Raw genomic sequence first — 6,116 nt, 5'->3', positions numbered from 1 at the left:
CGACTATCCGAAGACATAAACCGAACGTATTTTCGAATACGTGACGGTTTAGTTCAGTGAACCCTTTTTTATGAAATTAGGTTGTCTATTTATAATCTATTCTCTTGACTTACCACCATAATGCTTATTTAGTACTTTAAGTATAGCACAGAGAGAGTCTGTACTGAAAAGAGAAGGCGTCTAGAATTATTATAAAAAAACATTTAGGGTAACGAACGAAAGCGGATTAAAACCTTATGAGTATTCGTCTTTATAAAAAAGGAAGCGATTGCATAATAATGAGAAACAGTTTTTGACTGTTTGAGAACGAATGAAAACATGTTATTATGAATGGGAATAGTCGCACCGTTCTGGTGCAATCAATGTAATGGAGGGATAGCATTGTCAATTGAAGAAACACAATTGAAACGAACACCTTTATATGATTATTATAAGGAAAACAACATTAAGGTGGTTGATTTCGGATCATGGGCTCTACCTATTCAATTCACCAAGCTGATGGATGAACATCATGCGGTGAGAAAAAGTGTAGGCCTGTTTGATGTGTCCCATATGGGAGAAATTGAAGTGAGTGGAGAGCAGGCGACCAAATGGCTGAATCGACTCATTACAAACGATCTGGCGTCAATCGGACCTGACCAGGCAATCTACACTCTGGTTACAAAAGAAGACGGCGGCATTCTTGATGATATCATTATCTTCAAGAAAAGCGAGACCAATTATCTGCTTACCCCTAACGCATCTAATACAGCTAAAATTAGAGACTGGCTGCTGAAGCATCAGGATGGATCAGTTGTCATCAACGATCAGTCGCTGGAGACAGGCTTGATTGCCATTCAGGGACCCAAAGCTGTTGAGGTTGTAGCGGCTGTTTTCGGAGAAGAAGTCAGAGACATTAAAAACTATCAGTTCCAGCAGAACGTCAGCTCGCAGGAGTTTGACAATGTATTGCTATCCAGAACAGGTTACACAGGAGAAGACGGCTTTGAATGTTACATCAACTGGAATCAGACTGAAGCTTTATGGAAAGCGTTCCTTAAAGAAGGAGAAGCTTACAGCATTACAGAGTGCGGTCTAGGGGCGCGTGATACGCTGCGTCTAGAAGCGGGTATGCCACTGTATGGTAATGATCTGTCAGAAGAGATAACGCCACTTGAAGCAGGCTTGCGCTTTGCGGTGAAATGGGATAAAGACGAGCCCTTCATCGGACAAAAAGCTTTGGAAAAACAGAAAGAAGCAGGTGCAGAATACCTGTCGCGCGGATTTGAACTGCTGGAAAGAGGCATTGCACGCGAAGGCTACCCGGTTTATAATGATCAGGACGAAGAAATCGGGGTCGTCACATCAGGCACAAAATCACCTACTCTGGAAAAGAGTATCGGCTTTGTACGGATGAAAAAAGCAGCCGGCAAACTCGGCGATACTGTGTACATCCAAGTTAGAAAAAACAGAGTCCCAGCGAAACTGATTAAAAAAGCATTTTTAAAAAATTAAAAGCTGAACAAGTCGTTTTGCTCTAATTAACTAAATTAAAAACTAAAAAACCTAGAAAAGAGGAATTGTCATGACAGATAAAGAAAAATTATATTTCACAGAAGAACACGAGTGGGTAGAAGTAGTGAGTGACGATTATGTCCGCATCGGAATTTCTGAATATGCAACAGAACAGCTGGGAGATATCGTCTTTGTTGAGCTTCCAGAAGTGGATGCAGAACTGGATGCTGAAGACGAGTTTGCAACAGTAGAATCAGTTAAATCGACGTCAGAAATTTATGCGCCGGTAAAAGGCACGGTTGCGAAAATTAATGACTCCCTTGAAGATGAGCCGGAAAAACTGAATGAATCACCTTTTGAAGAGGGTTGGCTGATTGAAATGAAAGCATCAGAAGCAGTGGATGTTTCCGGCCTGATGGATGCCAAGGCATACGAAGAGTTTGTTTCAAACCTATAAAATTAAAATGTAACGGAAGAGAGCAGGCAGCAGTGTCTGTTCTTTCTCCTACTTAAAACCATTTGAGGAAAAGGAGTGACCCTTTTGACTAAACTGCACCGATACTTACCGACGACTGACCAGGACCGCAAAGATATGCTGGAAACGATTGGCGTGTCTTCAATTAAAGAATTGTTTTCTGATATCCCTGAGTCTACCCGCGCGACAAAAGATAAAGCCATTGAACTGGAAGAGGCTCTAAGTGAACAGGCTCTAACAAAACATATGAAAGAACTGGCTGCTAAAAATATTACAACTGAAAACCATGCTTACTTTTTAGGTGCCGGTACGTATGATCATTACAGCCCCAGTATCGTCAATCATGTTCTGCTTCGTTCAGAGTTCATGACGGCGTATACCCCATATCAGCCTGAAGCGAGTCAAGGGGAACTTCAGGCCTTGTTTGAATTCCAGACCATGATGTGTGAATTGACGGGCATGGATGTGGCTAACTCTAGTTTATATGATGGCTTCACATCACTTGGCGAAGCCTGCAACCTGGCTGTATCCGCTACAAAAAAACAGACCGTTCTTTATTCGAAAGGGCTGCACCCTCAGGCTAAAGAAGTCATTGCGACTTATGCTTACGGAATGGAATACGCCGTCAATGAAGTTAAGCTGGACGGTACACGCACTGATTTGAATGAACTGAAAAACCAGATCAACGAGGACACAGCCGCTGTCATTATCCAGTATCCGAACTTCTTTGGAACGATTGAAGACTTGAAAGAAATTAAACAGTTGATGGAAGATTCTAAAGGTCTCTTAATTGTCATGGCCAACCCATTAGCTCTGGCAACTCTTGAAAGTCCTGGGAAACTGGGTGCTGATATTGTTGTCGGGGATACCCAGCCGCTTGGCCTGCCAATGAGTTTTGGCGGACCGCACTGTGGTTACTTCGCAGTCAAGAAAAAATTCATGCGTAAAGTTCCGAGCCGCATTGTCGGTCAGACTACGGATAAAGACGGAAAGCGCGGCTTTGTTATGACCCTTCAGACACGTGAACAGCACATCAGACGTGAAAAAGCGACATCGAATATGAGCTCAAATCAGGCACTCTTTGCTCTGGGATCGTCTGTATTTCTGGCGGCAGTCGGTAAAGTTGGTCTGGTAGAAATGGCTCAGCAGAACATTAATCATGCGCACTACCTGAAACAGGCTCTTGAAGACAAAGGTGTCACCGTGTTATCCGGAAATGATTTCTTCAATGAATTTGTCGTGAAACTGGACCGCAGCTTCTCAGAGGTAAGCGATGAGTTGCTCGATAATAAATTTGTTCCCGGCTATGATGTGTCAGAAGAATTGAACGAAGACAATGCCATGCTTTTATGTGTGACAGAAAAACGGACAAAAGAAGAAATGGATACACTTGTTTCATTATTAGCAGGGGAGGGGAAATAATATGACCACGACTTATGACAAATTATTATTTGAAATTTCCAAAGCAGGCCGTAAAGGCTATAGCCTGCCGGAATCCTCTGTTGATGCCTTTGACTTGAACAGTGCTGTTCCTGACCACATTGTAAGAGAAGAACCTGCAGAACTGCCTGAATTGTCAGAACTGCAGGTTATGCGCCACTATACTAACTTGTCAAACAAAAACTTTGGTATCGAAACAGGCTTTTATCCTTTAGGATCCTGTACGATGAAATACAACCCTAAAGTAAATGAAGACATTGCCCGCTACCCTGGTTTTGCCAATATTCATCCGCTTCAGCCAGTGAAAACGGCTCAGGGCGCTTTTGAACTAATGCACAGACTGGAAGAAAACCTGAAAGAAGTAACCGGTATGGATGCTATTTCGCTTCAACCAGCAGCTGGTGCACAAGGCGAATGGGCTGGACTGTTAGTCTTCAAAGCCTATCACCAGGCTAATGGGGACGGTGAGACACGTAAAAAGATTCTCGTTCCCGATTCAGCACACGGCACCAATCCAGCCAGTGCAGTTGTCGCCGGCTATGACGTTGTGGAAATCAAGTCCAACAAAGAAGGACGAGTCGGCGTCGATGCGTTGAAAGAAGCGGTTGGACCGGATACAGCTGGTCTAATGCTGACGAACCCGAATACCTTAGGCTTGTTTGAAGTGGATATTGTCGAAATTGCTGAAATAGTTCACGAAGCGGGCGGACTGCTGTATTATGACGGAGCCAATGCGAATGCTATATTAGGCAAGTCCACACCTGGCGAAATGGGCTTTGATGTGGTTCACCTGAACTTGCACAAAACATTCAGCACCCCTCATGGAGGTGGCGGACCGGGATCTGGTCCTATTGGAGTGAAAGAGTACTTGAAAGACTTCATGCCATCACCGCGTATTGAAAAAGAGGGAGATACGTATTCGGTCACGACTAATCACAAGCAGTCAATCGGCCGCGTGAAAGGCTACTTTGGTAACTTTGGCGTCAACGTTAGAGCGTATTCCTACATTCGTTCTATGGGAGCGGAAGGCCTGCAGCAGGTTTCTGAAGATGCGGTTCTGCACGCCAACTATCTGAAAGCACGTCTGTCGCCATACTACGACACGCCGTATGCCTCTCACTGTAAACACGAATTTGTCTTGAGCGGTAACCGACAGAAGAAACTGGGTGTTCGAACGCTCGATATTGCCAAACGTTTACTTGATTATGGTTTCTATGCACCAACCGTCTACTTCCCGCTGATTGTTGAGGAATGTCTGATGATTGAACCGACAGAAACGGAAGCAAAAGAAGAACTGGATGCCTTTGCTGATGCGATGATTGAGATTGCCAAAGATGCAGAGTCCAATCCGGAAACCATCACCGGTGCACCATTCCATAAAGCCGTTAAACGCTTGGACGAAGTGACCGCTGCACGTAAACCGGTTGTGACTTACCAGAAAAATTAAGGTACACAGTCTGATCTCAGCAGAAAAGGCGTAGTCATTGCCTGAACTGTTGGAGTAAGCTAAACTGAATACTATTAAATGAAACAGGCTCTTTGGCTTCCCAGTTGAAAGAGTCTGTTTTAATAGGGAGAGAATGTATATGGATTTGCATTTAAAAGGGAAAACGGCACTGGTTTTGGCTTCAAGCTCAGGTTTAGGGAAAGCTATTGCAAAAGAACTGGCTCTGGAAGGCGCAAACGTCATGCTGACCAGCCGTAGCAAGGATAAACTTCTGGCGGCTAAAAGGGAAATTGAACTCGTTGCAAAAGGGAAAGTGGATTACATGGTTTCAGATTTGACGGACGGAGAGAGTATTAAAAGTCTGGTTGATGTGACCCGTGATACTTTTGGACCGATTTCAATTCTGGTGAATAATACGGGAGGGCCGCCAGCCGGCTCATTTGACGATTTGACCGATCAGCAGTGGCAGAAAGCATTTGACCTGACGCTGCTCAGTTATATCCGCACCATCCGCGCCGTGCTGCCCGATTTGAAAGAAAACGGTGGGCATATTCTGAACAATACGTCATCATCAGTGAAGCAGCCAATAGACGGCCTGTTGCTCTCAAATGTATTCCGGATGGGAGTCCAGGGCTTATCGAAGAGTCTGTCACAGGAACTGGCAAAAGACGGGATTATGGTCAACACCATTGGAGCCGGACGTATTGAAACCGACCGATTGACCGAACTGGATTCCAGTCGTGCCGAGCGTGAAGGTAAGACGAAAGAAGAAGTCCAAGCAGCCATAAAAGAGCAGATTCCGGCCGGCCGTTACGGCGAGCCGAAAGAATTTGCCAAGATGGCAGCCTTTTTAGTATCAGGTGTGAATACTTATGTCACCGGTCAGACTATTCTCGTTGACGGCGGGTTGACAAAAGCTTATTAGTTGGGCAGTACCTTTTCTTAGAAATGGTTCATTTTTTGAAAATAGGGTTGCATAAAAAGACAGAAGATTGTAAACTATATAAAGTTGAAAACTGAAAAAAAGATAGAGGCGCAAAGAAAAAGAGTATGGACTAAGAGGGTGACTCCCGATGACTAGTGCAAAAAGGGTTCTTTGCCGAAGAGAAGGTGAGCGTCACTTGCTTTCTCTGGGCATTCGTTTAATAAGCGGGTGACTGTCACGACATTCGTGGAGCACTATCCTTTAAATGCTGTCCTTATTAAGCATCTGGGGAACTGTTCCTGGGTGCTTTTTTTCTGTTTTAAAAAATGAAATAG

5 protein-coding genes and 1 riboswitch are annotated in these 6,116 nt (G+C 44.2%); all 5 genes read left to right on the top strand.

The genetic code is table 11. The features are described from left to right. Positions 1 to 381 precede the first annotated feature (381 nt). The 5 genes from gcvT (at position 382) to ACYVLS_RS11180 (ending at position 5,781) form a co-directional block, all read left to right on the top strand. Complete coding sequence (gcvT, locus tag ACYVLS_RS11200) at positions 382 to 1,494, top strand: glycine cleavage system aminomethyltransferase GcvT (RefSeq protein ID WP_460324549.1); 1,113 nt, start codon at positions 382 to 384, stop codon at positions 1,492 to 1,494. A gap of 70 nt (positions 1,495 to 1,564) precedes the next feature. Continuing rightward, the gene (gene gcvH, locus ACYVLS_RS11195; RefSeq protein WP_460324547.1) at positions 1,565 to 1,951 is read left to right on the top strand and encodes a glycine cleavage system protein GcvH; all 387 of its coding nucleotides are present in this window, start codon (positions 1,565 to 1,567) and stop codon (positions 1,949 to 1,951) included. 84 nt (positions 1,952 to 2,035) lie between these two features. Beyond that, on the top strand, positions 2,036 to 3,391 hold the full coding sequence (gcvPA, locus tag ACYVLS_RS11190) for an aminomethyl-transferring glycine dehydrogenase subunit GcvPA (protein WP_460324545.1): 1,356 nt from the start codon (positions 2,036 to 2,038) through the stop codon (positions 3,389 to 3,391). Between the two features lies 1 nt (position 3,392). Then, positions 3,393 to 4,856 (top strand): aminomethyl-transferring glycine dehydrogenase subunit GcvPB, encoded by a 1,464-nt coding sequence (gene gcvPB / locus ACYVLS_RS11185; protein WP_460324543.1) that lies wholly within the window; start codon positions 3,393 to 3,395, stop codon positions 4,854 to 4,856. A 139-nt stretch (positions 4,857 to 4,995) separates the two neighbouring features. Beyond that, on the top strand, positions 4,996 to 5,781 hold the full coding sequence (locus ACYVLS_RS11180; protein ID WP_460324541.1) for an SDR family oxidoreductase: 786 nt from the start codon (positions 4,996 to 4,998) through the stop codon (positions 5,779 to 5,781). Positions 5,782 to 5,876: 95 nt separating this feature from the next. After that, a riboswitch (Lysine riboswitch) is annotated at positions 5,877 to 6,046 on the top strand. The last annotated feature ends 70 nt before the right edge of the window (positions 6,047 to 6,116 follow it).

The sequence above is a fragment of the Alkalibacterium psychrotolerans genome, from assembly GCF_054784355.1.
The sequence above is the reverse complement of the archived record's forward strand: the minus strand, read 5'-3'. Positions and strand labels throughout refer to the sequence as shown.

Coding starts and splice junctions, on each gene's coding strand:
- gcvH (WP_460324547.1), top strand. CDS start 1,565: ATGACAGATAAAGAAAAATTATATTTCACAGAAGAACACGAGTGGGTA.
- gcvPB (WP_460324543.1), top strand. CDS start 3,393: ATGACCACGACTTATGACAAATTATTATTTGAAATTTCCAAAGCAGGC.
- ACYVLS_RS11180 (WP_460324541.1), top strand. CDS start 4,996: ATGGATTTGCATTTAAAAGGGAAAACGGCACTGGTTTTGGCTTCAAGC.